Raw genomic sequence first — 20,432 nt, 5'->3', positions numbered from 1 at the left:
GGAGAGAGTTGCTTCCCCGACCGTTGCGGTGAACTCTGGCCGGGGCGCCCGGCATGCGCTTGCGGATGCCGCGGCTAGAACGACTCGATGTGTGCGGGCACTCGCGGGTCGCCGAGGGGCAGGCCGTTCACGCTGAGCACGACCCACTCGCCGTCGCGGTACTCGACCGTCGAAAGCACGCCGTTGTGCACCCGGCCCACCGGGTGTCCTGCGAGCTCGCCGAGCGTCAACCGGATGAGCGTGCCGTGGCAGACGACGACCACATCGGAGCCGTCGTGGCGCTCGGCTATCCGGTCGAGCGCTGCGACGCCGCGCGTGACGACCGAGTCGACCGGTTCGACGCCGGGGATCATGGTGCGGCGCGCCCACTTCGCGTCGATCTCGCGGATCGTCATCCCCTCGGCCTCGCCGTAGTGCCGCTCGACCAATTCGGGCATGTCTTCGCCGAGGGGCACGTCGAGCCGCGACGCGATGATGCTCGCAGTCTCGTGGGCCCGCTGCAGGGGCGAGCTGATGATGGTCGACCACGCCGAGGCGCCGTATGCGGCGGCATCCGAGAGAACCTCCGCAGCGGTCACCGCTTGGGCGCGGCCGACCTCATTGAGCGGGATGTCGCTGGAGCCCTGCATCCGATCCTCGGCATTCCAATCGGTCTGGCCGTGACGAACAAGGGCGATGATCATGCCTCCATGATGCCCGAGCGGCCTGAACGATCGGTCAGCACGCTGGAGCTAGGAGCGAGGATCATTTCTGATCCTCGCCGCGACGCCAGTGCCGAGCGCCGTCTCGGCGCTCGGTTCCGGACGTTGGAGCTCAAAGCGAGGATCATTTCTGATCCTCGCCGCGACGCCAGTCCGAGCGCCGTCTCCGTGCTCGTTTCCGGACGCCGAGACCAGGGGCGGCGTTGCCCTAGCCTGGACGCATGGCTGAACGCACCCCCTGGTCGCTGTCCGGTGCCCTGCGCGGCATGTTCGCCCGCAAGACCATCGACGACGACACCTGGGAGGAACTCGAAGACGCCCTGATCGGCGCCGATTTCGGCCCCGACACCACCGAGGCGATCGTCGAGCACCTTCGCGAGCAGGTGGCGAAGTACCGCACGACCGACCCGGCAGACCTGAAACGGATGCTGCGCGAGACCGTCGAGGAACGCCTCGCCCAGTACGACACCACCTTGACCCTCAGCAACCGGCCCGCCGTCGTGCTCGTCGTCGGCGTCAACGGCGTGGGCAAGACCACCACGATCGGGAAGTTCGCCAGGTTCCTCGTCGGTCATGGCCGGAGCGTGCTGGTGGGCGCCGCCGACACGTTCCGCGCCGCGGCGGTGGAGCAACTGGCGACATGGAGCGAGCGGGCCGGGGCCCAGATCGTGCGACCGCAGCAGGAAGGGCAGGACCCGGCATCCGTCGCCTACCAGACGGTTGAACGCGCCCGCGCCACCGGAGCCGAGATCGTGCTGATCGACACCGCCGGTCGACTCCAGACGAAGGCCGGCCTCATGGACGAGCTCTCGAAGGTGCGCCGCGTCGTCGAGAAGCTCGAGCCGATCGCGGAGGTGCTGCTCGTGCTCGATGCCACGACTGGGCAGAACGGCGTCTCACAGGCGCAGGCCTTCATCGAGCACGCCGGCGTGACCGGGCTCGTGATCACCAAGCTCGACGGTTCAGCAAAGGGCGGGTTCGTACTGGCGGTGCAGGAGAAGACCGGCATCCCGATCAAGCTCATCGGCCAGGGTGAGGGCATCGGTGACCTCACCGGCTTCACTCCTCACGTGTACGCGCAGAAGCTCGTCGGCTGAGCTCGGCCGCTTTCGCTGCTGCTGCTGCTGCCGCTGCGTCTCGTTCGTTGTGGCCCGCCCGTTGCACAGCGCGCTGCTCATGGCGCCGCCCGAAGTTCAAGGCCGCGGAATCCGTCATTCGGCCGCATCGACCTGCCTCGCGGCAGCGATCGCGGAGCCCGAGGAGTCTCTCCCGCAGCCCGGGCACCCGCGCGAATGCACGGTTTCCCGACGCGTGCGTGTCAAGTTGCGTGAAAAGTGAACCAGTGGTTCGCTAGTTGAACCTAAGAGTCAAGGAGGATTCGATGCTGCGTCGCGCAGGGACGATCGCACGCCCGGTGAGGTCATTCGACTGAGATGGGGACGAACAAGGCGATCATTGAAGACAAAGCCGGCCGCGTCGAGCTGACGACGACCGCCAATATCGAGGTCAGCAAGCTGTACAACCACGACCTCGCGCCAGTCCCGTTCAAGGGGCGCACGTGGCACACCTACAACTACGCCGCGCTGTGGATGAGCATCGCGCACGGCATCCCGACGTACTACCTCGCAAGCGGGCTCATCGATATGGGCATGAGCTGGGTGCAGGCGGTCATCACCGTCGGGCTCGGCAATCTCATCGTGATGATCCCGCTGCTGTTGAACAGCCATGCCGGGGCCAAGTACGGCATCCCCTTCCCGGTCTTCGCGCGGACGGCCTTCGGAGCGCTCGGCGCCAACGTGCCTGCGCTCATCCGGGCCATCTCGGCCTGCGGATGGTTCGGCATCCAGACGTGGGTCGGAGGTCAGGCGATCCACACGCTGTGCGGTGTCTTCTTCGGATCGTGGTGGTCGGATGCCGAGCGCTTCGGCGGGCACCCGTGGACCCTCTGGCTCTCGTTCGCGGTGTTCTGGCTGCTGCAGATGGCCCTCGTGCTGCGCGGCATCGAGTCGATCCGCAAGCTCGAGAACTTCGCCGCACCGCTGATCCTCGTGGTCGCCGGCATCCTCATGGTCTGGGTCATGAACCTCGCCGGCGGCCTCGGTCCGATGGCATCGGCGCCATCGGAGCTCGGATGGGGCGCCGGCTTCTGGACGATCTTCCCTGGCGCGCTGATGGGCATGATCGCGTACTTCGCCACGATGTCGGTCAACATCTCCGACTTCACTCGCTTCGCGAAGAGCCAGAAGGCGCAGGTCGTCGGTCAGTCCGTGGGCCTCACGCCGACGATCGTCGCGTTCACCACCATCGGGGCGCTCACCACCTCTGCGACCGTCGAGGTGTGGGGACGCCCGATCTGGGATCCGGTGGAGCTCGTCGGCCTCATCCCGAACGCTCTGGCCGTGCTCTTCAGCCTCTTCTGCATCATCGTCGCCACCGTGGCGGTCAATGTCGCCGCCAACACGGTCGGCCCTGCCTACGACTTCTCGAACGCCTTCCCGCGCTACGTCTCGTTCAAGATGGGCGGCATCATCACGGGCGTCATCGCGATCCTGATGCAGCCGTGGAACCTGCTCGCCAGCCCGAACCTCTACATCTTCGTGTGGCTCGGTCTCACCGGTGCGTTCCTCGGCTCGGTCGCCGGCATCCTGGTCGCGGAGTACTGGATCATCAGGCGCCGCTACCTCGCCGTGGAAGAGCTGTACCAGCGCGGGAGCCGCTACGAGTACCGTCGCGGCTTCAACTGGCGGGCCCTGACGGCGATGGCGATCGCGCTGCTGCTCTCGGTCGGCGGCGCCTATTCCGCTGGCGGCACCGGAGGTCCGTTCCCTGAGGCGGGGTTCATCCCGCTGCTGAAGCCGCTGTACGACTACAACTGGGCTGTCGCGTTCATCAGCGGACTCCTGATCCACTGGCTGCTCGCCCGTGCGTTCCCGCCTGCTTCGCTCTCGCTCGACGCCGCCGATCGCGCGGCCGGGGTCGCCGGTGCGGCGCTCCCGGGTGCCGCAGCGGGGGAGCGCATTGCGGCGGATGCCGGTGCTGCGCGCCCGGTGGCCGAGGATGCCGAGCAGACCGCCGATGCCGAGCAGACCGCCGTTGGCGAGGACGCGACCGCCACGGCGGCGGGGCCGGCCGACGAGCTCGTCACCAGCAAGCAATAAGGAGCACCATGAAGACCCAAGCAGCGCTCATGCTGGCGCCGGGGGAGGACTGGACGGTCACTGAGATCGACCTAGCGCCACCGCAGGCCGGCGAAGTGCTCGTCGAGTTCACCCATGCCGGGTTGTGCTTCTCAGACGAGCACCTCCGCCACGGAGGGCTCGGAGACCTGCCGGCCGTCGGCGGGCACGAAGGCGCCGGCATCATCCGCGAGGTCGGCGAAGGCGTGACGGGCCTCGCCGTCGGCGACCACGTCGCGGCCTCGTTCATCCCGGCGTGCGGGCGTTGCGACTGGTGCGTGACCGGCCACTCGAACCTCTGCTCGAGCGCCGCGAACAGCCCGGGTACGGCCGACCCGGCGACGTTCCGGTTCTCGCACGACGGCGAACCGGTTCCCGCGAACTGCGGGCTGGGAACCTTCGCACGCTACTCCGTGGTGTCGGCGAAGACGGTGGTCAAGGTCAACCCGGTCGTGCCGCTCGAGGTCGTGGCGGTCGTGAGCTGCGGCGTGCTCACCGGGTGGGGCGCCGCAGTGCACTCGGCCGAGGTGCGCGTCGGCGACACGGTGGTCGTGATCGGTGCGGGCGGCGTGGGGATCAACGCCGCCCAGGGCGCGAAGTTCGCCGGGGCCAGGCACGTCGTCATGATCGACATGAACCCTGCGAAGCTCGAGTTCGCGCGTCAGTTCGGCGCCACGGCCGAGTTCACCTCGACCGATGAAGCCGGCGCCTTCGTGCGCAGCGTGAACCCGGTGGCTGATGGGGCGGATGTCGTCATCGTCGCCACTGGCAACACGACCGAACCGATCGTCACGGCCGCGTACGGCCTGCTCGGCAAGCGCGGGCGCCTCGTCCTCGCCGGCATGTCGCAAGACGTGTTCGACAAGAACGTGCAACTGCCCGGCACCCAGATCATCTTCAAGGAGCAGACGATCAAGGGGACCATCTACGGCTCGTGCAACCCGCGCCACGAGATCCCGATCATCCTCGACCTGTACGCGCAGGGCCGCATCAAGCTCGACGAACTCGTCTCGGCGCAGTACGCGCTCGAAGACATCAACGAAGGCTTCGCCGATCTGCGCGCGGGCAAGAACCTGAGAGGAGTCGTGGCACATGCCTGAGGCCACGCTGAGCATCGTCGAACGCGACGAGCTGTACATCGGCGGCGATTGGACCGCACCAGAGACTTCCGCTCGCCACGAGATCGTGGACTCGACCACCGAGGCAGTGGTCGGCTCATACGCGGTCGCGGGGCGAGCGGATGTGGATCGAGCCGTCGCCGCCGCGAACGCCGCGCTGAACGACAGGGACGGCTGGGGCGGCTACGGGCCGGCCGAACGAGCGGCCGTCATGCGCCGGTTCGCCGACGCGATCGAGCGCCGGCGCGACGCGCTCGGCGAGCTCATCACACGGGAGGTCGGCACACCGTTCGGACGCGCCCGCGGCGCCAACGCCGACACCGCCGCGGCGCTGTTGCGCTTCTACGCCGACGTCATCGAGCGATCGCCGGTCGAGGATCTGCGCCCCGCAGGCGTCGGCCACTCACTCGTCCGGCGGGAGCCGATCGGTGTGGTCGCCATGATCGCACCCTGGAACTACCCGCTCAGCACGCTGTTCTTCAAGCTGGCGCCAGCACTCGCGGCTGGCTGCACCGCTGTCGTCAAGCCGGCGACCATGACCGCGCTGAACTCCTTCCTCGTCGCTGAGGCGGCGGCAGAGGCCGGCGTTCCTGCCGGCGTCCTGAACATCGTGCCGACCGACCGCGAGACTGGCGACCACCTCGTCACTCACCCGGGCGTGCAGAAGGTGGCGTTCACGGGCTCCACGGATGTGGGGCGTCACATCGGCGGGCTGGCCGGCCAGCACCTGAAGGCGGTGACACTCGAACTCGGCGGCAAGTCGGCGGCACTGCTGCTCGAAGACGCATCCATCGAGAAGTTCGTGGAGCACCTGCACGAGTTGAGCTTCGCCAACAACGGGCAGACCTGCACGAACAACACCAGGTTGATCGTGCCCGCCGCGATCTACGACGATGTGGTGGCCGCCGTCACCGAGACCGTCAGGTCATGGCCGGTCGGCCATCCGATGGACCGCGAAACGGTCGTCGGCCCTGTCGTGAGCCGCGCGCACAAGGCGTCGATCGAGCGGTACTACGAGATCGCGAAGACGGAGGGCACCCGGGCGATGATCGGTGGCGGTTCGGCCGAGGGCACCGGGTTCTTCGTCCAGCCGACGGTCTTCGTCGATGTGTCGCCCGAGATGACGATGTTCCGCGAGGAGCTCTTCGGTCCCGCCGTCTCGATCACGAAGTACAGCGGCGATGTGGAGGAGGGGCTCGCGATCGCGAACGACTCGCGCTATGGGCTCTCCGGCGCGGTGTTCAGCGAGAACGAATCGCTCGCGCTCGACTCCGCGCGTCGCCTCGAGACAGGCACGGTCGGCTTCAACATGGCGAACTTCGACATCGGAGCGCCGTTCGGCGGGCGGAAGGACTCCGGCGTCGGGTTCGAACTCGGGGCAGAGGCGATCACCGCCTATCTGCACTACAAGACGATCTTCACGCCCGTCGTCCCCGCCGGGTTCTGATCCGCGCCGGTTACGGCGCCGCTTGCAAGGGGCGGTCGCTCGAAGACCCACTGGGTCAGTCCTCGAGCGGCCGCCCCTTTCGCTCGGCCAGCAGCAGCGCGCCCACAGCCGCGATCACGAACACCGCTCCGAAGACCCCGAACAGCAGTGGCGATCCGCCGGCCGCGCTGAGCAGGGGCACTGACAGCGGCGCGAGGATCGCTCCGATCCTCCCGACACCGGCCGCCCAGCCGGCACCCGTTCCCCGCAGCCGGGTCGGGTAGAGCTCCGGCGTCACCGCGTAGAGCGCACCCCACGCGCCCAGATTGAAGAACGACAGCAGGCAGCCGAACGTCAAGATCCAAGCGTCGGTGGTCGCAGTGCCGAACAGTGCGGCGGATGCCGCTGAGCCGGCCAGGAACACGGTGAGCGTCGCTCGCCGCCCCCACACCTCGATGAGCCAGGCAGCCACGGCGTAGCCCGGCAGCTGAGCGAGCGTGATGATCAGCGTGAACCCGACCGAGCGGACGAGCGAGAAGCCCGAGTTGAACAGGATCGTCGGCAGCCAGATGAACGCGCCGTAGTACGAGAAGTTCACGCAGAACCACACGACCCAGAGCGGCACCGTGCGGCGGAGCATGCCCGGACTGAACAGGCCACCGAGCCGCGTCGTCTGAGTCGCGGCGCCCGGCCCGACACCGGCCGAGCGCGCATCGGTGGAGTGGGCAATGGTGGAGTGCGCATCCGCCGCATCAGCGGCATCCGCGCTGCTCGTCACGGCGTTCGGCTCGGCAACGCTGAGGCGTGTGCCGCGGTCGGCTGCCGCATCCGCTTCGTGCCCGACACCTGCAGACTCCTCGAAGGAGCGCACGACAGCCTCTGCCTCCTCGTGACGACCCCGCGTCTCGAGGAATCGCACCGACTCCGGCAGCCTCCACCGCACGACGATGGCGTAGAAGGCCGGCACCACTCCGATCGCGAGCGCCCAACGCCAGCCGTCGTCGCTCGAGGGCACGAGAAACGCTCCGATGAGGGCGGCGGCGAGCCAGCCCGCGGCCCAGAACGCTTCGAGCAGCACCACCACGCGACCCCGGATGCGGGCGGGCGCCAGTTCGCTCACCAGGGTCGAGGCCACCGGCAACTCGGCGCCGAGGCCGAGACCGACGATGAACCGGAGAGCCACTAGCAGCGCCACCGACCAGGCGAGCGCGCTGACTCCCGTCGCGATCCCGAAGACCAGCAGGGTGAGCGCGAACACCTGCCGCCGGCCGAGTCGATCGGCCAGGAGACCGCCGAGACTCGCGCCGATCGCCATGCCGACGGCGCTCGCGGTGGCGATCCACGACTGCTCGCCAGGAGTGATCTGCCAGGTGGCGGCCAGTGCCACCAGCACGTACGACAGCAGCCCGACATCCATGGCGTCGAGCGCCCAGCCGATGCCCGAGCCGACAAGGAGACGGCGATGCCGGCTGGTGAACGGAAGACGATCGAGACGTTCGGTGCGCGTGAGCGCTGGTGCAGGCATGCGTGTCACCGTACTGCACGCCGAACCGCCCGAAGCGCCGCGGGGAGACGTCGGCCCGCAGCCTGGTCCGGTTCCCGATCCGCCGATGCCCGCTCCCGTAGACTGGCTGCATCATGGCTGTTTTTGGCACGCTCTCCGACCGGCTCGCCGATACGTTCAAGAACCTTCGCAGTAAGGGGAAGCTGAGCGCCGCCGATGTCGACGGCACGGTGCGCGAGATCCGTCGCGCCCTCCTCGACGCCGACGTGGCCCTCGACGTCGTCAAGGCGTTCACGACCCGCGTGCGCGAACGCGCGCTCGGCGACGAGGTCAACCGCGCGCTCAACCCCGCCCAGCAGGTCGTGCAGATCGTCAACGACGAGCTGATCCAGATCCTCGGCGGTCAGCAGCGTCGGCTCGAGTTCGCGAAGAACCCGCCCACCGTGATCATGCTCGCCGGCCTGCAAGGTGCTGGAAAGACGACGCTCGCCGGCAAGCTCGCGAAGTGGCTGGCCGAGCAGCAGCACACGCCGATGCTCGTCGCAGCAGACCTCCAGCGGCCGAACGCGGTCACCCAGTTGCAGATCGTCGGTGAGCAGGCGGGCGTGCCCGTGTTCGCGCCGGAGCCCGGGAACGGCGTCGGCGACCCGGTGAAGGTCGCGAAGAACGCGATCAAGCACGCGATCGACAAGCAGCACGACGTGGTCATCGTCGACACCGCGGGCCGGCTCGGCGTCGACGCCGAGATGATGAAGCAGGCGCGCGACATCCGCAAGGCCATCGATCCAGACGAGGTGCTCTTCGTCATCGACGCCATGATCGGTCAGGATGCCGTGGCCACGGCCAAGGCGTTCCAGGAAGGCGTCGACTTCACCGGCGTCGTGCTGTCGAAGCTCGACGGCGACGCACGCGGCGGTGCCGCCCTCTCGGTGGCCAGTGTGACCGGGCGCCCGATCATCTTCGCCTCGACCGGTGAGGGGCTGAGCGACTTCGAGCCCTTCCACCCCGACCGCATGGCGAGCCGCATCCTCGACCTCGGTGACATCCTCACGCTCATCGAACAGGCGCAGAAGCAGTTCGACGAGGAAGAGGCGCGCAAGGTCGCCGAGAAGCTCGCGAGCGACACCTTCACGCTCGAAGACTTCCTCGCCCAGATGCAGCAGGTCAAGAAGATGGGCTCGCTGAAGGGCATGCTCAGCATGCTGCCCGGGGCCAAGGGCATGCGTGAGCAGCTGGAGAACTTCGATGAGCGCGAGATCACGCGCACCGAGGCGATCATCCAATCGATGACGATCGCCGAGCGACGAAACCCCAAGCTCCTCAACGGCTCCCGCAGGCTTCGCATCGCGAAGGGCTCCGGCATGACGGTCACCGATGTGAACCAGCTCGTCGCACGCTTCGAGCAGGCCGCGAAGATGATGAAGACCGTCGCCCGCGGCGGGGTGCCGCAGGTGCCGGGAATGGGGCCGATCCCCGGGGGATTCGGCGGCGGGCGCGGCAAGGCCGCGAAGGCGAAGGGCAAGAAGAAGGGCGGCTCGCGGTCGGGGAACCCGGCGAAGCGCGCAGCCGAAGAAGCAGCCCGCGCGACCGGCGTGACCCCGGGTGCAGGAGGCGGATCCGGCTTCGGCCTCGGGGGCGCGGCGGGTGCTGGCGGGCCGAGCGCCGAAGAGCTCGAGTCGCTGCAGAAGCTCCTCGGTCGCTGAGTGTCGAAAGCTGAGTGTCGAAAGCTGAGTGTCGAGAGCTGAGCATCGAGAGCCGATGAGCAACGGCATCCGTGAGGCAGCGCGCCCCGATCGTCCGCTTCGCATCGCGGTGCAGCTCGCGCCTGAGCACGCCCGGTATTCGACGATCCGCGACGCGGTGGCTCGCCTCGAGGACATGGGCGTTGATGTGCTCTTCAACTGGGACCACTTCTTTCCGCTCACTGGAGACCGCGACGGATTGCACTTCGAGGCGTGGACGATGGTGGCCGCGTGGGCCGAGCAGACGTCGCGCGTCGAGTTCGGCTCGCTTGTGAGCTGCAATTCGTACCGCAACGCGAATCTGCAGGCCGATATGGCGCGCACCATCGACCACATCAGTGCCCGTGACGGCGGCCAGGGTCGGTTCATCTTCGGCACCGGAGCCGGATGGTTCGAGCGCGACTATGACGAGTACGGCTTCGAGTTCGGCACCCCGGGCTCGCGCTTGAATGCCCTCGCCCGCGACATGCCGGTGATCGAGCAGCGCTGGGCCAAGCTCAACCCGCCGCCGACTCGCCGCATCCCGGTGCTGATCGGTGGCGGGGGAGTGCGCAAGACGCTTCGAATCGTGGCCGAGCACGCCGACATCTGGCACAGTTTCAGCAGCCCTGAGGTGCTCGCTGAGAAGCTGCAGGTGCTTCGGATGCACGCCGACGCGGTCGGTCGGGATGTCTCGGAGATCGAGGTCTCCGTCGAACTGCGGCGGGCGAGCGATGCGGATGCCGACGCCCTGCTCGACCTCGGTGCGACCTTCTTCACGATCGGCCTCCGCGGCCCCGAGTACGACTTCGAGAAGGTCGCTCGCTGGCTCCGCTGGCGCGACGAGCGCTCGCGCGGCTGAGTCGGCTTCCCCGCGCGGCTGGGCGGGGCGCGGCTTGGTCCCCTCCGGTGCCGCAGGTGATCGTCGGCCGGCGCACCGGGCTCATGCCAGTCCTGCGCGCAACTCCTCGATGAGCGAGTCGACGACCGACCGCCCGCGGTCGGTGCTGTCGGTCGCGACCCGGCGCTGCCGCTCGTAGCCGGCACCCCGCTGCATGATCCGCTCTGCGCCCGCGAGCTCGTCTGCGCAATCGAGTTCCTCGGCGATCGGCGCCAGACGCTGGCACAGCGCCGCGATCGCCGATCGTGCCGGCCGGCTCGACCCGGCGGCATCCTCGATGATGTTCGCGTCGAGTCCGTAGCGGGCGGCGCGCCACTTGTTCTCGCGCCAGAACCAATGGGGCAACGGCTCCACGGTCTCTCCGGCGTCGAGTCGTCGCATCGTCTCCTCTGCGAGGCATTGGGTGAGCGCCGCCATGGTGCCCACCTCTTCGATCGTCGCGACCCCGTCGGGGATGCGGTTCTCCACGGTGCCGAGCTTCGGCGAGGGGCGCACGTCCCAGCGCAGCTCGCTGGAGTCCTCGATCGCCTGGCAGCCCACGAGATCCTCCACCATCCGCTCGAACTCCTCATAGCGCTCGAAGCGCGGTGGCAGCCCAGCGATCGGCAGCAGTTGGTAGATCAGCGCCCGGTTGGAGGCGTAGCCGGTGTCGTCGCCCTGCCAGAACGGGCTCGACGCGGACAGCGCCTGGAAGTGTGCGAAGTGGTCGATGAGCACGTTCATGACGGGTATCACCGCCTCTGCGCGGTCGACGCCGACGTGCACGTGCACGCCCCAGATCATCATCTGCCGAGCCCACCATTGCGACCGATCGAGCACGCGCTGGTAGCGGTCCTTACCGGGCGTGACCTGTTGCCGGTCCCAGCGGCTGAACGGATGCGTGGCGCCGCAGACGAGCTCGACACCGAGCTCACGCGCCACCGGTTGCGCGCGGTCGATGAGCGACACCAGATCCGCGACCGCATCCCGCACCCGGCGGTGCGCCGAACTCGCCAATTCGATGGTGTTGGTCAGGAACTCCGTCGTGAGGCGCGGATAGCCGTCGTACCCCTCGGTGCGCCGCAGCAACTCTGCCGCGAGAGGGCTGAGCTCCCGGGTCTCGGCATCCACGCAGGCCAATTCCCACTCGATGCCGATGGTCGAACGCTCTGAACTCGCGAAGGTCACTGCCACACTCGATTGTGACGTGGGCGGATGCCGGTGGCCATGCGACTGCACTGTCTCTTCTCCGACTGGGCCACCCGCATCGGGCGGCGAACGTCGTGGTTCGCCGCAGCCCGCTGGATCTGGCAGAATGGATAGCCGAGTTGCGGCTCGCCCGACCCTCTATCAGGCGCCCGCAGCACCACGAGCTTTCGCCGAGAGTGCCCCCACGCCTGCGGCTCCAGTTCACACCACGCAAATACTCAGGAGAATTGTGGCTGTCAAGATCCGTCTCAAGCGCCTCGGAAAGATCCGTGCGCCGTACTACCGCATCGTCGTCGCAGACTCGCGCACCAAGCGCGACGGTCGCGTGATCGAAGAGATCGGCAAGTACCACCCCACCGAGGAGCCCTCGTTCATCGAGGTCGACTCGGAGCGCGCCCAGTACTGGCTCGGCGTCGGTGCTCAGCCCACCGAGCAGGTGCTCGCGCTGCTGAAGCTCAGCGGCGACTGGGGCAAGTTCAAGGGCGAGAAGGACGCGAAGAGCTCCATCAAGCCCGTCGAGGCCAAGGCTCAGTTCGTCGCCGACGAGAAGAAGAAGGCCGTGCTCAAGCCGAAGAGCGAGAAGGCTGAACAGCCGAAGGCGGGGTCCGAGGCACCCGCAGCCGACGACGCCGCTGAGGCGCCCGCGGCCGAGGGCACCGAAGAGGGCCAGGCCTAGTCCAGTGCTGTCCTCTGCGCTCGAGCACCTCGTTTCGGGGATCGTCGACCACCCCGATCAGGTGCAGGTCGCGTCGAAGAGCTCACCGCGCGGCGAGGTCCTTGAGGTGCGCGTGCACCCCGAGGACCTCGGCCGTGTGATCGGCCGCGGCGGGCGCACCGCGAAGGCGCTGCGCACGCTCGTGGCCGCTCTCGCCGATGGTCGTCGTGTGCGTGTCGACGTCATCGACACCGACTCCTAGTCGTGGCGGCGTCATCGAAGAAGCCCGACCGCACGCAGCTTCGCGTCGGTCGGCTGGTGAAAGCGCACGGGCTCAAGGGCGCGCTGAAGCTCGAGCTGTACACCGACGAGCCCGAGCGACGCTTCGTGCCGGGCGCCTCCTTCACGCTCCAGGTGCCGAGCACCTCGCCGTGGCATGGCAAGACGATCGAGCTCACCGAGCTCCGCTGGTACAACGGCCAGCCGGTCGCCTTCTTCGAGGGCGTCACCGATCGCACCGCGGCTGAGACTCTCGTGCGTGCGATCCTGTGGATCGAACAGAGCAGCGATGAGCTGCCCGCCGAGGAAGACGCCTGGTACGACCACCAGCTGGTCGGTCTGCAGGTGCGCCGCGACGGAGCCCCGGTCGGCACCGTCGCGCGAGTCGAGCACCTGCCCGCACAAGACCTGCTCGTCGTCGACACCGGCGATCGCGAAGTGATGGTCCCATTCGTGAAGGCCATCGTGCCGTCGGTCGATATCGAGGCTGGGTTCGTCGAGCTCACGCCCCCTTCCGGGCTCTTCGAAGACGCCGCAGAGTGACGCCCCGGCACGCTGCCGTGTACCCGCGCAACGACCGGGCAGTCTAGGGTCGATATCGTGCGCATCGATATCGTCTCGATCTTTCCCGAGTTCTTCGATGTGCTCGACATCTCATTGCTCGGCAAGGCGCGCCGGGCAGGACTCATCGAGCTCGGCGTGCACGATCTCCGCGATTTCACGCATGACCGCCACCGCACTGTCGACGACACACCGTACGGCGGCGGCGCCGGGATGGTGATGAAGCCGGAGCCATGGGGCGAGGCGTTCGACGAGATCATCGGCGACCCCGACGGTGAGGCGGAGCAGGATACTGCTGCATCCGGCCCTCTCGTCATCTTCCCCTCGCCTGCGGGCCTGCAGTTCAACCAGGCGATGGCGAGGGAACTCGCCGCGGAGCAGCACCTGGTCTTCGCCTGCGGCCGGTACGAGGGCATCGACCAGCGCGTGGTCGACCACACCGCCACTCGCGCGAGGGTGCGCCTCGTGAGCCTCGGCGACTACGTGCTGAACGGCGGCGAGGTGGCAGCCATGGCGATGATCGAGGCGATCGGCAGGCTCATCCCTGGCGTGGTCGGCAACCCCGAGAGCCTGGTCGAGGAGAGCCACGAGTCAGGGCTGCTCGAGTACCCGAGCTACACCAAGCCCGCGAGCTGGCGGGGCTTCGACGTTCCGCCGGTGCTGCTGAGCGGCAACCACGCGGCCGTGGCTGCATGGCGTCACGAGCAGCAGCTCGAGCGCACGCGCCAGGTGCGGCCAGACTTGCTGCCCGGCTGAGCCGCAGCGGGGCCGGTACAGCGCCCAGCAGTAACCGCTCTTCCAGAGGCCCTGCCGTTCGAGAGACACTGCCGCGGGAGGCCCTGCCGTTCGAGAGTCACCGCCGTGCGGGAGTCACCGTGGGATCATCGCTCGGATGGGTTCCAACTCGGCGTGCATGAGCTCCCGAGTTCGTTCGATGAAGCGCTCGTCGCCGTGTGCGTCGTACGCGAAGGCCCGGCGCATGAGTCCGTCGGCGATCTCGACCGCGACCTCGATCTTGAAGACCGCTTCGGGGGTCGCTTGCACCTCGAAGTGCTCGCTCAGCATCGACAGGTACAGCTGTGCCAGCATTCCGCCGCTCGCTCCATCGGTATCGAGCAGCCGCTCCGGCACGAGATCGCCGAGTCGCAGCCATCGGAACCCGGGTTCATTGCGCATCATGTCGACGAAGATGTCGAGGGTCGCGTCGAGCGCCGGCGCCCAGCCCTCCAGACCGGGGCGGAGCGCGGACGCCAGGCGGCCCACGTAGCGTTCGATGTTCCGGACCGTCAACGCCTGCAGGAGCGAGCCGATGTTCGGGAAGTAGCGGTAGACCACCCCGACAGAGGAGTGAGCCCTCGCCGCGACGAGGCTCGTCGTGAGCCCGTCGACGCCCGTCTCGGCGATGATCGCGGCAGCAGCATCGAGCAGCAGCTCGATTCGCTCACTGCTGCGCTGTTGAACTGGGGCGGTGCGGATGATCCGTCGCAACAGATCCTGGGTCTGGGTCACCGGCCTCCTTCGACTCGTTCGCAGCCTGCTCGACTCTATGGCAGAATTGATAGCTGTGCCTTGAGCCGGTTCTGCCTCTGGGGAACCGACGATCACAACGGCACACCACTGACAACCATTCTTCCTTACCGCGAGCCGACCAGCGGCGGCCGCAGAGAGCGAACCACCATGCACATCCTCGATTCCGTCGATGCGGCTGCGACTCGCACCGACATCCCCGAGTTCCGGGCCGGTGACACCGTCAAGGTGCACGTCAACATCATTGAAGGTCAGCGCTCGCGTATCCAGGTCTTCCAGGGCGTCGTGATCGCTCGCTCGGGCCACGGCGTGCGTGAGACCTTCACCGTGCGCAAGGTGAGCTTCCAGGTGGGCGTCGAGCGCATCTTCCCGGTGCACTCGCCCGTCATCGACCACATCGAGGTCGTCACCCGCGGTGACGTGCGTCGCGCGAAGCTGTACTACCTGCGCAACCTCACGGGCAAGAAGGCGAAGATTCGCGAGAAGCGCGAGAGCTGACGCTGGCTCTCACCGATTCGACTGAGCTCCCCGCACATCTAGGATGGTCGGGGAGCTCAGGGGTTTAATGACGGATGCATTGCAGCCTGCGCGCCGGGCGGAATCTCGCAGGGCGCCGCGCAGGCGTGGGGGATGGCGGTCGTTCCTCCGCGACGTGCTCGTGATCTTCGTCGCCGCTCTGGTGATCTCGTTCCTGATCAAGACGTTTCTGATCCGGTCGTTCTACATCCCGTCGGAGTCGATGTTCGACACGCTGCACCGCGATGACCGCATCATCGTCAATCAACTGACGCCGGAGCTCGTGCCAGTGGCGCGTGGCGACATCGTGGTGTTCGAGGACCCAGGGGGCTGGCTCACCCCGTCGCCGGAGCCTGAGAAGGCGCCGATCGCGGCAGCGGCTGACTGGGTGCTCTCGCTGGTGGGGCTCGCGGCGGACGACACGAACGAGCACCTGATCAAGCGCGTGATCGGCCTCCCCGGCGATACCGTCGCCTGCTGCAATGAGTTCGGTCAGCTGACCGTGAACGGCGTGCCGCTCGACGAGCCGTACGTGAACCTGCCTGCCGGCGCCACCAGGGTCTCCGCCGACGACTTCAAGATCACCGTGCCGGAGGGCGCCCTCTGGGTCATGGGCGACAATCGTTGGGCATCCGCCGATTCGCGCTACAACCGCGACAAGCCGGGCAACGGCTTCGTGCCGATGGGCAATGTCGTCGGGCGGGCTGTGGTCATCTCGTGGCCCATCGATCGTTGGACCTGGCTCGACAACTACGAGACCGTGTTCCGCGGCGTCGACTTGGAGCGCTGAAGGCGATGATGGCGGTCGCCGAACCGGATCTCTCGGTTGAGCGGGCGTTCTTCGCGGGCGGGTCGCGTCTGGTGATCGGGCTCGATGAAGTCGGCAGGGGCGCGCTCGCCGGGCCGGTGGCCGTCGGCGCTGCCGTCATCGCGGCGAAGGCCTCAGCGGTGCCCAAGGGGCTCCGCGACTCGAAGCTCATCCCGGAGGCCAAGCGCTCCGGGGTCGAGGCCGACGCGCGCGCGTGGGCGGAGGCGTGCGGGGTGGGGCTGGCGTCTGCCGCAGAGGTCGACCAGGACGGCATCATCGCCGCGCTAGGGCTCGCGGCTCGACGCGTGCTCGAAGAGCTGCACCGGTCGGGCGTGCCCGTCACTGAGAGCGTCGTCCTCCTCGACGGCACCCACGACTGGCTCTCACCGGTGCTGCGGGCTCCGCTCCGGGTGGTGACGCGCGCGAAGGCGGACCGCGACTGCGGCTCGGTCGCCGCGGCATCCGTCATCGCGAAAGTGCATCGCGACAGCCTCATGATCCGTGCGCACGACGAGCAGCCGGTGTATCACTGGCTCAGCAACAAGGGCTACGCGAGTGCAGCGCATTTCGCGGCGCTCGCCGTGCACGGCGCCAGCGCCATGCACCGGCGCACCTGGCTGAGAACCGCGCCCGATATTCCGGCCTAGGATTGGTGCAGCATGGATGACGACGACTTCGACGACTACGACCGTGAGGTCGAACTCGCCCTCTACCGCGAATACCGCGATGTGGTCGGCCAGTTCAAGTACGTCGTCGAGACCGAGCGGCGGTTCTACCTCGCGAACGAAGTCACTCAGACTCGCGTCGACACGGCGAACGACTTCTACTTCGAGCTCGTCATGCACGACGTCTGGGTGTGGGATGTCTACCGCTCAGACCGCTTCGTGAAGTCGGTGAAGGTGCTCACGTTCAAGGACGTGAACATCGAGGAGCTGAGCACGCGAGAGTTCAAGCTGCCGAAGGAGCTCGCGCTCGACGAGTAGCTCGCCCGAGCCCGTTCCCTGAGCGGCTCGTGGCGCCGTCTTCGCGCGCCCTCAACACCCGCGAACCGAACTGCCTGATGAGCAGGTTCGGGTGGGACGCCGATTCCCTTTGCACAGACCCTCCACCCTCGTTCCAGGAGGGCGGACGACATGGCACAGAAAGACCGGCTCGGCCGCGAGGGGGAATCTCTCGCCGCTGAGTATCTCGAACGTCGCGGGTACACGATCGTCGAACGCAACTGGCGCTGCCGCTCTGGCGAGGTCGACATCGTCGCCGAGCACCAGGGAGAGCTCGTCCTGGTCGAGGTCAAGACGAGGTCGAGCGAGGCCTTCGGGCATCCTTTCGCTGCGATCACACCTGCGAAGCAGTCGCGCTTGCGCCGGCTCGCCGGCTTGTGGCGCGAAGCGCATCCAGGCACGGGGGCGATCAGAATCGACGCGGTCGCCGTGCTGCGGTCGAACGACGGCGCCGCCGCCATCGAGCATCTGCGGGCGGTGTGCTGATGGCGGTATCTCGCGCCCACTCGGTCGCACTGCTCGGCATCGACGGGGCGATCGTCGAGATCGAGGCCGATATCTCCAGCGGGCTTCCCGCCACCGTGCTCGTCGGATTGCCCGATGCCGCGCTGGGGGAGGCTCAGCATCGTGTGCGAGCTGCAGCCATGAACTCGGGGTGCCCTCTCACCAGGCAACGCCTCACCATCAACCTCTCGCCGGCGGGACTCCCGAAGCACGGAACCGCGTTCGACCTCGGCATCGCACTCGCCGCGTTCGCTGCCGACCGGGTCGTCGACCCCGCGTCCGTCGAGCGGCTCGCGCACCTGGGGGAGCTGGGCCTCGACGGACGGCTCCGCCCGATCAGCGGCATCCTCCCGGCAGTGCTGGCGGCGTCGCGGGCCGGCTTCGACACCGTGATGGTGCCGGCAGGCAACGCGGCCGAAGCGGCCCTTGTGCCGGGTGTGCGAGTGGTCGGAGTGGCCTCACTCCGGGAGGCGGCCGTCTGGCACGGCGCCGAATTGGAACTGATCGACGTCGAGCCCATCATGCCGGCCGCGCCCCGCGTTGTCGAAGATGCAGATGCCGATCTCTGCGAGGTCATCGGGAACGACGATGCGATCGAGGCAATGCTTGCCGCTGCTGCGGGCGGGCACCACATGTTCCTGCTCGGACCACCGGGCGCGGGCAAGACGATGCTTGCGGCGAGGCTTCCCGGCATCCTTCCTGAGCTCGACACGGACGCGGCGCTCGAGGTGAACTCTGTGCGCTCATTGGCAGGGGAGCCGGTCACCGGCCGATTGCCCACCCGGCCGCCGTTTGAAGCGCCGCATCACACGGCGACTCCGGCCGCGCTCGTCGGAGGCGGGAGCCGGATCATCCGCCCGGGCGCCGCCGCTCGAGCCAGCCACGGCGTGTTGTTCCTCGATGAGGCGGCCGAGTTCTCGGCCGTCGCCCTCGACGCGCTGCGGCAGCCGCTGGAATCTGGACGCATCACGATTCACAGGGCGAACGCTGTGGCATCGTTCCCCGCCAAGTTCCAGCTGCTGCTCGCGGCGAACCCGTGCCCCTGTGGCCAGCACGGTGCGCCCGACGCCGACTGCGACTGCGCTCCGTACGCACGGCGTCGCTACCTCGCGCGATTGTCGGGTCCGTTGCTCGACCGTGTCGACATCCAGCTTCGTGTGTCTCGCGTCACCGCAGCGCAACTCACCGCGGCCTCGGGAAACGCCCGACTGACGTCCGCCGAGGCTCGTGAGCGCGTGTCCGCAGCGCGCGCGGCGGCACGCGAGCGGCTTGCGGGCACACCGTGGCGCACCAACTCCGAAGTGCCCGGGTCGTGGTTGCGCGACACGCGGCATCGCCTTCCTGCGGCCGTCACGGCTCCGCTCGACCGCGCGCTGGAGCGAGGAGCGATCTCGATGCGCGGGTTCGATCGAGTGCTCCGCGTCGCCTGGTCGATAGCGGACCTGGCCGGTTCGTCCTCTCCAACCGCAGAACACCTCGGTCGTGCTCTCTACTTTCGAAAGGCCCTCTCCTCATGATCCTGAGCCCCCATGCCCGACCGTTGATCGATGGGTCGCAGCCTGGGCGCGCGACGGCACCGCTGTTCGGGCTCGATGAACGCGAGTTGCGTCCGCTGCTCGATCGCGTGGCGCTTCGCGAACGCGACGACGATGGCCGCCAACACCTGCTCGCAGCCATCGTTTGGAGCATGATCGCCGAACCCGGTGATCGCGACGCAGGCACGCTGACTGGAGCGCTCGGCGGGGTGCGAGCGCTGGAGGCGGTGATCGATGGCACCGCTCCCGCAGAGCTGGTGCGCCGGCTCCACGACGCCACTGGTGAACCGCTCGAAGAGGCCGGTGATGCGCAGGCGGCCATCTCCCGATTGCACGCGGCCCTAGACAGGTGGCGGCCTCGTGCCGTCGCTCGTCACGTGCACTCGACTCTGTTGAGCGCTGCGCGGCAAGCCGTGAGGGTCCTGTGTCCTGACGATGAGGAGTGGCCGATGGGTCTCGATGATCTCGGTCCGCATGCCCCGGCGGCGCTCTGGTTGCGCGGCGACCCCGGGCGACTGGCGTCGCTCCAGCGTTCGATCGCGGTTGTCGGGGCGCGCGCGGCGACGGCCTATGGCGAGAGCGTTGCGATCGAGATGTCGGCAGGCCTCTGCGACCGAGGCTTCGCGGTGCTCTCGGGCGCCGCGTACGGCATCGACGGCGCAGCGCACCGGGCGGCCCTCGCTCGTGGCGGCGTCACCGCGGCTGTGCTCGCGGGAGGCGTGGACCGCTTCTACCCGAGTGGGCATGACGGTCTGCTTCATCGCATCGCCGAGCACGGCGTGGTGCTGTCTGAAGTGCCCTGTGGAAGCCCGCCAACGAAATGGCGGTTCTTGCAGCGAAACAGATTGCTCGCCGCGCTCAGCCAGGCGACGGTCGTGGTCGAGGCCGGCCGTCGATCCGGCTCGCTCAACACGGCCGGGCATGCTGCTGCACTCGGACGCGCGCTCGGCGCCGTGCCCGGGCCCGTCACCAGCGCCGCCTCCGCCGGCTGTCACCGCCTCATCAGGGAGTACGACGCGGTGTGCGTCACGAACGCAGAGGAGGTGATCGCCCTGCACCCCGAGGGAGCAGAGATGCAGCAGGCTCTGTTCACATCGCACGACCCCGAGCAGTTGCGCCTGCTCGATGCCCTCAGCAGCCGAGCGGAGCGCCACACGCTCGAGGTGTCGCGGCGGAGCGGGCTCGCGGTTGCACGGGTCCAGGCGATCCTCGGAGCGCTCGAACTCGAGGGGGCGGTCGTGTCTGGCGAACGAGGTTGGCGGAAGGCCTCTGGGTCGGGCCTATCCTGAACCGATGAATGCGTCGGCCGCC

21 protein-coding genes are annotated in these 20,432 nt (G+C 68.1%); 17 read left to right on the top strand and 4 right to left on the bottom strand.

What is annotated here, in order from left to right; all coding sequences use genetic code 11:
- Positions 1 to 74 precede the first annotated feature (74 nt).
- Positions 75 to 683: a histidine phosphatase family protein gene (locus tag ABV606_RS01770; protein WP_353988107.1), complete on the bottom strand. Its 609-nt coding sequence runs from the start codon at positions 681 to 683 to the stop codon at positions 75 to 77.
- Between the two features lie 239 nt (positions 684 to 922).
- On the opposite strand from ABV606_RS01770, the gene ftsY reads away from it, so the two are divergent.
- The 4 genes from ftsY to ABV606_RS01750 all read left to right on the top strand — a co-directional run bounded on the left by ftsY (position 923) and on the right by ABV606_RS01750 (position 6,442).
- On the top strand, positions 923 to 1,798 hold the full coding sequence (ftsY, locus tag ABV606_RS01765) for a signal recognition particle-docking protein FtsY (protein ID WP_353988106.1): 876 nt from the start codon (positions 923 to 925) through the stop codon (positions 1,796 to 1,798).
- 336 nt (positions 1,799 to 2,134) lie between these two features.
- On the top strand, positions 2,135 to 3,859 hold the full coding sequence (locus ABV606_RS01760) for an NCS1 family nucleobase:cation symporter-1 (protein ID WP_353988105.1): 1,725 nt from the start codon (positions 2,135 to 2,137) through the stop codon (positions 3,857 to 3,859).
- An 8-nt stretch (positions 3,860 to 3,867) separates the two neighbouring features.
- Positions 3,868 to 4,977 (top strand): alcohol dehydrogenase catalytic domain-containing protein, encoded by a 1,110-nt coding sequence (locus ABV606_RS01755; protein WP_353988104.1) that lies wholly within the window; start codon positions 3,868 to 3,870, stop codon positions 4,975 to 4,977.
- Positions 4,970 to 6,442 (top strand): aldehyde dehydrogenase family protein, encoded by a 1,473-nt coding sequence (locus ABV606_RS01750; protein ID WP_353988103.1) that lies wholly within the window; start codon positions 4,970 to 4,972, stop codon positions 6,440 to 6,442. Before ABV606_RS01755 ends, ABV606_RS01750 begins: the two co-directional genes overlap by 8 nt.
- A 55-nt stretch (positions 6,443 to 6,497) precedes the next feature.
- On the opposite strand, the gene ABV606_RS01745 is transcribed toward ABV606_RS01750, so the two are convergent.
- Positions 6,498 to 7,946 carry an MFS transporter gene (locus ABV606_RS01745; protein WP_353988102.1) on the bottom strand — a complete coding sequence of 483 codons (1,449 nt, stop codon included), beginning with the start codon at positions 7,944 to 7,946 and terminating at the stop codon, positions 6,498 to 6,500.
- A gap of 113 nt (positions 7,947 to 8,059) precedes the next feature.
- Between ABV606_RS01745 and ffh the strand changes: the two genes are divergently transcribed.
- Together ffh and ABV606_RS01735 are read left to right on the top strand one after the other, a co-directional pair.
- The gene (gene ffh / locus ABV606_RS01740; RefSeq protein WP_281487485.1) at positions 8,060 to 9,628 is read left to right on the top strand and encodes a signal recognition particle protein; all 1,569 of its coding nucleotides are present in this window, start codon (positions 8,060 to 8,062) and stop codon (positions 9,626 to 9,628) included.
- A 55-nt stretch (positions 9,629 to 9,683) separates the two neighbouring features.
- Positions 9,684 to 10,508 (top strand): LLM class F420-dependent oxidoreductase, encoded by an 825-nt coding sequence (locus tag ABV606_RS01735; RefSeq protein ID WP_281487486.1) that lies wholly within the window; start codon positions 9,684 to 9,686, stop codon positions 10,506 to 10,508.
- Between the two features lie 81 nt (positions 10,509 to 10,589).
- Here the strand turns inward: ABV606_RS01735 and ABV606_RS01730 are convergent, their stop codons facing one another.
- The gene (locus ABV606_RS01730; protein ID WP_353988101.1) at positions 10,590 to 11,720 is read right to left on the bottom strand and encodes a glutamate--cysteine ligase; all 1,131 of its coding nucleotides are present in this window, start codon (positions 11,718 to 11,720) and stop codon (positions 10,590 to 10,592) included.
- A gap of 244 nt (positions 11,721 to 11,964) precedes the next feature.
- Here ABV606_RS01730 and rpsP point away from each other — a divergent pair, with 244 nt between their 5' ends.
- From rpsP to trmD, 4 genes are read left to right on the top strand one after another with little or no spacing between them, the layout of a single operon-like run.
- The gene (gene rpsP, locus ABV606_RS01725; protein ID WP_353988100.1) at positions 11,965 to 12,411 is read left to right on the top strand and encodes a 30S ribosomal protein S16; all 447 of its coding nucleotides are present in this window, start codon (positions 11,965 to 11,967) and stop codon (positions 12,409 to 12,411) included.
- A 4-nt stretch (positions 12,412 to 12,415) separates the two neighbouring features.
- Positions 12,416 to 12,652, top strand: a complete 237-nt coding sequence (locus ABV606_RS01720; protein ID WP_281487489.1) for an RNA-binding protein — start codon at positions 12,416 to 12,418, stop codon at positions 12,650 to 12,652.
- 2 nt (positions 12,653 to 12,654) lie between these two features.
- Positions 12,655 to 13,212: a ribosome maturation factor RimM gene (gene rimM, locus ABV606_RS01715; protein WP_353988099.1), complete on the top strand. Its 558-nt coding sequence runs from the start codon at positions 12,655 to 12,657 to the stop codon at positions 13,210 to 13,212.
- A 57-nt stretch (positions 13,213 to 13,269) separates the two neighbouring features.
- Positions 13,270 to 13,986 carry a tRNA (guanosine(37)-N1)-methyltransferase TrmD gene (gene trmD, locus ABV606_RS01710; protein WP_353988098.1) on the top strand — a complete coding sequence of 239 codons (717 nt, stop codon included), beginning with the start codon at positions 13,270 to 13,272 and terminating at the stop codon, positions 13,984 to 13,986.
- A 114-nt stretch (positions 13,987 to 14,100) separates the two neighbouring features.
- On the opposite strand, the gene ABV606_RS01705 is transcribed toward trmD, so the two are convergent.
- Positions 14,101 to 14,739 (bottom strand): TetR family transcriptional regulator, encoded by a 639-nt coding sequence (locus ABV606_RS01705; RefSeq protein WP_281487492.1) that lies wholly within the window; start codon positions 14,737 to 14,739, stop codon positions 14,101 to 14,103.
- Between the two features lie 168 nt (positions 14,740 to 14,907).
- On the opposite strand from ABV606_RS01705, the gene rplS reads away from it, so the two are divergent.
- From rplS to dprA, 7 genes are all read left to right on the top strand, one after another.
- On the top strand, positions 14,908 to 15,255 hold the full coding sequence (rplS, locus tag ABV606_RS01700; RefSeq protein ID WP_281487493.1) for a 50S ribosomal protein L19: 348 nt from the start codon (positions 14,908 to 14,910) through the stop codon (positions 15,253 to 15,255).
- A gap of 67 nt (positions 15,256 to 15,322) precedes the next feature.
- Entirely contained in the window at positions 15,323 to 16,063 is a 741-nt protein-coding gene (gene lepB, locus ABV606_RS01695) for a signal peptidase I (protein WP_353988097.1), read from the top strand.
- 5 nt (positions 16,064 to 16,068) lie between these two features.
- Positions 16,069 to 16,728, top strand: a complete 660-nt coding sequence (locus ABV606_RS01690; protein ID WP_353988096.1) for a ribonuclease HII — start codon at positions 16,069 to 16,071, stop codon at positions 16,726 to 16,728.
- Between the two features lie 12 nt (positions 16,729 to 16,740).
- Positions 16,741 to 17,064, top strand: a complete 324-nt coding sequence (locus ABV606_RS01685; RefSeq protein ID WP_281487496.1) for a DUF2469 family protein — start codon at positions 16,741 to 16,743, stop codon at positions 17,062 to 17,064.
- A 150-nt stretch (positions 17,065 to 17,214) separates the two neighbouring features.
- Positions 17,215 to 17,568: a YraN family protein gene (locus ABV606_RS01680; RefSeq protein ID WP_281487497.1), complete on the top strand. Its 354-nt coding sequence runs from the start codon at positions 17,215 to 17,217 to the stop codon at positions 17,566 to 17,568.
- Entirely contained in the window at positions 17,568 to 19,103 is a 1,536-nt protein-coding gene (locus ABV606_RS01675; RefSeq protein ID WP_353988095.1) for a YifB family Mg chelatase-like AAA ATPase, read from the top strand. The genes ABV606_RS01680 and ABV606_RS01675 overlap by 1 nt, the downstream gene beginning before the upstream one ends.
- Entirely contained in the window at positions 19,100 to 20,410 is a 1,311-nt protein-coding gene (gene dprA / locus ABV606_RS01670; RefSeq protein ID WP_353988094.1) for a DNA-processing protein DprA, read from the top strand. The genes ABV606_RS01675 and dprA overlap by 4 nt, the downstream gene beginning before the upstream one ends.
- The last annotated feature ends 22 nt before the right edge of the window (positions 20,411 to 20,432 follow it).

Origin of the sequence: Ruicaihuangia caeni (genome assembly GCF_040536845.1) — a bacterium.
Classification (GTDB): Bacteria; Actinomycetota; Actinomycetes; order Actinomycetales; family Microbacteriaceae; genus Ruicaihuangia; species Ruicaihuangia caeni.
Note: the sequence above shows the minus strand (reverse complement) of the source record. Positions and strands in the feature narration are given on the sequence as shown.

Excerpts from the sequence above, each read along its gene's own strand:
- ABV606_RS01675 (WP_353988095.1), top strand. The coding sequence starts at position 17,568 with ATGGCGGTATCTCGCGCCCACTCGGTCGCACTGCTCGGCATCGACGGG.
- ffh (WP_281487485.1), top strand. The coding sequence starts at position 8,060 with ATGGCTGTTTTTGGCACGCTCTCCGACCGGCTCGCCGATACGTTCAAG.
- ABV606_RS01745 (WP_353988102.1), bottom strand. The coding sequence starts at position 7,946 with ATGCCTGCACCAGCGCTCACGCGCACCGAACGTCTCGATCGTCTTCCG.
- ABV606_RS01770 (WP_353988107.1), bottom strand. The coding sequence starts at position 683 with ATGATCATCGCCCTTGTTCGTCACGGCCAGACCGATTGGAATGCCGAG.
- ABV606_RS01750 (WP_353988103.1), top strand. The coding sequence starts at position 4,970 with ATGCCTGAGGCCACGCTGAGCATCGTCGAACGCGACGAGCTGTACATC.
- lepB (WP_353988097.1), top strand. The coding sequence starts at position 15,323 with ATGACGGATGCATTGCAGCCTGCGCGCCGGGCGGAATCTCGCAGGGCG.
- ABV606_RS01690 (WP_353988096.1), top strand. The coding sequence starts at position 16,069 with ATGATGGCGGTCGCCGAACCGGATCTCTCGGTTGAGCGGGCGTTCTTC.
- dprA (WP_353988094.1), top strand. The coding sequence starts at position 19,100 with ATGATCCTGAGCCCCCATGCCCGACCGTTGATCGATGGGTCGCAGCCT.
- ABV606_RS01760 (WP_353988105.1), top strand. The coding sequence starts at position 2,135 with ATGGGGACGAACAAGGCGATCATTGAAGACAAAGCCGGCCGCGTCGAG.
- ABV606_RS01735 (WP_281487486.1), top strand. The coding sequence starts at position 9,684 with ATGAGCAACGGCATCCGTGAGGCAGCGCGCCCCGATCGTCCGCTTCGC.
- ABV606_RS01685 (WP_281487496.1), top strand. The coding sequence starts at position 16,741 with ATGGATGACGACGACTTCGACGACTACGACCGTGAGGTCGAACTCGCC.
- rplS (WP_281487493.1), top strand. The coding sequence starts at position 14,908 with ATGCACATCCTCGATTCCGTCGATGCGGCTGCGACTCGCACCGACATC.
- ftsY (WP_353988106.1), top strand. The coding sequence starts at position 923 with ATGGCTGAACGCACCCCCTGGTCGCTGTCCGGTGCCCTGCGCGGCATG.
- ABV606_RS01680 (WP_281487497.1), top strand. The coding sequence starts at position 17,215 with ATGGCACAGAAAGACCGGCTCGGCCGCGAGGGGGAATCTCTCGCCGCT.
- ABV606_RS01755 (WP_353988104.1), top strand. The coding sequence starts at position 3,868 with ATGAAGACCCAAGCAGCGCTCATGCTGGCGCCGGGGGAGGACTGGACG.